We start from the raw sequence: 5,021 nt of genomic DNA, 5'->3' as shown, positions 1-5,021 counted from the left end.
CGTGCCCCTGCAAACGCGCCCAACTGCCGAGCCTGCCCCGCCAACGCCTCCCCACCACGCCCGGAAACCACCCACGGCACCACACCGACACCCGCCAACACCGGGGCGGGCAACGCGTCCCCCACCGGCCCCGTGTCCTCCTCGGGCGGCGCCTGCTCCAGCACAGCGTGTGCGTTGGTCCCACTGATGCCGAACGACGAGACACCGGCACGCCGGGGGCGACCGGTCTCCGGCCAGTCCACGGCCTCGGTGACCAGCGACACCGCGCCGGACGTCCAGTCCACATGGGAGGAGGGCCGGTCCACATGCAAGGTGCGGGGCAGCACACCGTGCCGCATCGCCAGCACCATCTTGATCACACCGGCCAGGCCGGACGCCGTCTGGGTATGGCCGATGTTGGACTTCACCGAGCCGATCAGCAGGGGCGTTTCCTCCGGACGTCCCTGGCCGTACGTGGCCAGCAAGGCCTGTGCCTCGATCGGATCGCCCAGCCGCGTGCCCGTACCGTGCGCCTCCACCACATCGACCTCGGATGCCGCGAGACCGGCATCGGCGAGTGCCTGACGGATCACCCTCTGCTGGGACGGTCCGCTCGGAGCCGTCAGCCCATTGCTGGCACCGTCCTGATTGATCGCCGTACCGCGCACGACCGCCAACACGGGATGACCGTTGCGCCGCGCGTCCGACAACCGCTCCAGTAGGAGCACACCGATGCCCTCGGCGAGCGCGAACCCGTCCGCGGCCTCGGCGAACGGCTTGCAGCGCCCGTCCGGGGCCAGCCCCCGCTGGCGGCTGAAGCCGATGAAGGGAGCGGGATCGGCCATGACCATCGCGGCCCCGGCGAGGGCCATCGAGCACTCACCGGACCTCAGCGAGCGCACCGCCAGGTGCAGGGCGACCAGCGAAGACGAGCAGGCGGTGTCCACTGTCACCGCCGGGCCCTCGAATCCGAGCAGATAGGAGACACGGCCGGAGGCAACGGCGGGCGATCCCCCGGTCACGAGGTAGCCCTCGGTCCCCTCGGTGCCGCGTCGCAGCAGCGCCCCGTAGTTCTGATCGGTGGTGCCGACGAAGACTCCGGTGCCGCTGCCCCGAAGTGTCGTCGGATCGATTCCCGCCCGTTCCAGCGCCTCCCAGGAGGTCTCCAGCAACAGCCGCTGCTGGGGGTCCATGGCCGCGGCTTCCCGTGGTGAGATCCCGAAGAACGCCGGGTCGAAGTGGCCCGCGTCGTGCAGGAATCCGCCCTCGCGGACGTACGACCTGCCCGACTGGTCCGGGTCGGGGTCGAACAGGGAGGCGGTGTCCCATTCCCGGTCGGTGGGGAAGCCGGAGATGACATCCGCGTCGGCGGTGATCACCTGCCAGAAGTCATCGGGGGTGCGGATGCCTCCGGGATAGCGGCAGCCCAGGGAGACAATCGCGATCGGATCGTCGGCGCCCGCCCCGACCACGACCGCAGGTGCGGCGGGGACGGTCTGGGTCTCACCGAGAAGCCGCCCACGCAGGTGCTTGGCCAGCACATTCGGGTTGGGGTGGTCGAACACCAGCGTCGTCGGCAATCGAAGGCCGGTCGCCGCGTTCAGCCGGTTGCGCAGTTCCACCGCGCTCACCGAGTCGAAGCCCATGTCCTTGAACGCGCGAGTCGCGTCCACCGAGTCGGGCGACGAGTGCCCCAGTACGGCAGCCGCCTGCGCCCGCACAAGGTCCCTCAGAAGACGGTCCTGCTCTGCGGTGGACAGCAAGCCCAGGCGCCCGGTCGGCGAGGAGCCCTCGGCCTGCCCCGGAGTGGAGGAGTCCTTCCGCCGGCCGTCGGCCGCGGTGGGCTCGTCGGACGACTCCAGATGAGCGATCAGCGGGCTCGGCCGGGCCGCGGTGAAGACGGGCACGAAGCGGTCCCAGTCGACGTCGGCCACCGCCACGACGGTGTCCTCGTGGTCCAGCGCCTGCTGGAGGGCGACGAGCGCGGGCTCGGGGGCGATGACGGGGATTCCCCGCCGGTGCAGCGGTGCGTGCAACTCCTCGGGGATCATCCCTCCGCCGTCCCAGGGACCCCAGGCCACCGACATCACCGGCAGCCCCGCGGCCCGCTGCTGGAGTGCGAACGCGTCCAGCGAGGCATTGGCCGCGGCGTAGGCGGCGTGGTCGCCGACCCCCCAGACACCGGAGATGGAGGAGAACAGGATCAGGGCGTCCAGCTCCGCGGGATCGAGGACGTCGACCAGGTTCCGAGCGCCGGTCACCTTGCTCGCCGCGGTGTCCGCGAAATCGGCGAGGCATGCCTCTGCGAGCGGCCCCAGTCGGCTGATGCCCGCGGCGTGGATCACCGCGCGGACCGGGCGGCCTTCGTCCCGCAGACCGCCGATGAGCCCGGCCAGCTGATCCCGGTCCGCGACGTCGCAGGCCGCGATCGTCACCCGGGTCCCGGCGGTGACCAGTTCGGCCTCGAGCGCGGCGAGTCCGGGGGCCTGCGGGCCCCTTCTGCTGGTGAGCACCACGTCCTCGGCCCCGTTGCGGGACAGCCAGCGCGCCACATGCGCGCCCAGCGCACCCGTTCCACCCGTGAGGAGGACGGTGCCGCGAGGAGTCCATGTCCTGCTGCCCGGTGAAGCCGGGAGAGGTGACGGCGTGAGCCGACGGGCGAACCGGCCGGAGCTGCGCAGCGCGACCTGGTCCTCACCCCCTTGACCGTTGAGGACGGCGCACAGCGCGGCGAAGCCCCTCGGGTCCGCTGTGTCGGGGAGATCGACGAGGCCGCCCCAGCGCTCCGGGGACTCCAGCGCTGCTACGCGGCCCAGCCCCCACACAGCCGCCTGGGCCGGGTTCGTCAGTGGCTCGAACTCGCCGACGCTCACGGCACCGCGCGTGGCACACCACAGGGGTGCGCCGATGCCCAGCGTGCCGAGTGCCTGGTACAAGGAGACGGTCAGGGCCGTCCCCGCGGCCAGTTCGGGGTGAGCCGGGAGCGGCTGCTCGTCCAGGGCGAGCAGTGACAGCACGCCTGCCGCCGAGGGCACATCGCACAGAGCCTCCGTGAGCTGTCCCGCCAGAAGGCCGGCATCCGCATGCTCCGGCGCCGGTTCGAGGGACATCACCTCGGCCCCGTGCTCGGCCATCGACGTCAGGACCGCACCCACCAGGTCCTGGTGGGCATCCCCGGCCGGGACCACCACGAGCCAGGTGCCCGAGAGCGTGCCGCGGGGACCGGGAGCCATCGGCTTCCAGGTCTCCTTGTACCGCCAGTTGTCGACCGTGGAGCGGGTGAGGAGGTCCCTGCGCCAGCTCGACAGAGCCGGCAGCAGCTCGGTCAGCGGGGTCTGATCGGCCAAGCGCAGGGTGTCGGCGAGGGCTTCGAGGTCTTCTTTCTCGACCGCCTCCCAGAAACCTGCGTCGATCGCGGTCCGTACGTCCTGATCGGAACCCGCCTTCGCGTCCGCGCTCTCGAGCCAGTAGCGCTCTCGCTGGAAGGCATAAGTGGGCAGTTCGACGGTACGGGGTCCATGGGCGGCCAGGACCGCTGTCCAGTCCACCTGCACACCGCGCACATACAGCTCCGCGAGCGAGGTCAGGAAACGGTCCGCGCCTCCGTCGTCGCGCCGCAGGGTCCCGCCGACCATGGCGTCCTCGGCGGCCTCCTCGACGGCCATCGACAGCACGGGATGCGCGCTGACCTCGACAAAGACCCCATGCCCTTCCTGGACGAGACCGAGCACGGCCTCGTCGAAGCGCACCCGCTGCCGCAGATTGCGATACCAGTAACCGGCGTCCAGCGTCGCGGTGTCGATGAACTCCGCCTCGACCGTGGAGAAGAACGGCACCGAGCCCGAGCGCGGGGCAACCCCCTCCAGTACCCGGGCGAGTTCGTCCTCGATGGCCTCGACATGCCATGAGTGGGAGGCGTAGTCGACGGGTACGGCCCGCGCTCGCATGCCCTGCGCGTCACACCTGACCAGCAACTCCTCCAGAGCGCCTTCGTCCCCGGAGACCACCACCGAGCCGGGCCCATTGACGGCCGCGACCGAGACGCGCCCTGCCCAGTGGGCCAGCAGCTCCTCGGCTTCGGTCAGCGGCAGGGCCATCGACACCATCCCGCCACGACCCGCGATCACCCTCAACGCACGGCTGCGCAGCGCCACGACCCTGGCACCGTCCTCCAGCGACAANGAGACCATCACCGCCCACGACACCGGCTGAACCACATCCACCCGATCCAGCCCCGGCGCCCCGACCACACCACGCACCACATCCAGCAACGACCAGTCGACAAACAACCCCAGCGCCGCCCCGCACGCCTCCAACGACGCCGCAAACACCGGGGAAGAGTCCAGAAGCTCCCGCCCCATCCCGACCCACTGAGCACCCTGACCGGGAAAGACGAACACCGTCCGGCCCACATCCGAGGCAACACCCCGCACCACCGAAGACACCGCGTCACCCCGAGCGAGCGAGTCCAGCCCGCTCAGAAGCGCCCCCCGATCCCCGCCCAGAACGACCGCGCGATTCTCAAGCGCCGCACGTGTCCCCACCAGCGACCACGCCACATCAACCGGACGCAGCCCTGGCGAGCCCTCCACATGGGCGGCCAGTCGTCCGACCTGTCCTGCCAATGCCTGTTCGCCACGTCCCGACACCACCCACGGCAACGCACCGCAGGCCAGCGGCGGCACGACGGGAGCGGCTACCTCGGCAGCCGTGTCCACGGGCTCGTCCGACGCCTGCTCCAGCACGACATGCGCATTGGTCCCACTGATACCGAAAGAGGAGACTCCAGCACGCCGTGGGCGACCCGTCTCGGGCCAGTCCACGGCCTCGGTCAGAAGCGCCACCGCACCCGACGACCAGTCCACGTGCGGCGAGGGGTCCTTGACGTGCAGGGTCTGGGGCAGCACACCGTGCCGCATCGCGAGCACCATCTTGATCACACCCGCGACACCCGCGGCTGCCTGTGTGTGGCCGACGTTGGACTTCAGCGAGCCCAGCCACAGCGGCTCATCGTCGGAACGTCCCTGGCCGTAGGTCGCCAG

General features: G+C 70.8%; 1 protein-coding gene. It reads right to left on the bottom strand.

From position 1 onward, the window contains the following. Nucleotides 1–5,021: type I polyketide synthase (locus IEY86_RS35580; protein ID WP_189136040.1), on the bottom strand; the 5,021-nt coding region annotated here is incomplete at both ends.

Origin of the sequence: Wenjunlia tyrosinilytica (genome assembly GCF_014646055.1) — a bacterium.
GTDB classification, from domain to species: Bacteria; Actinomycetota; Actinomycetes; order Streptomycetales; family Streptomycetaceae; genus Wenjunlia; species Wenjunlia tyrosinilytica.
This window is presented reverse-complemented; position numbering and strand designations above follow the sequence as displayed.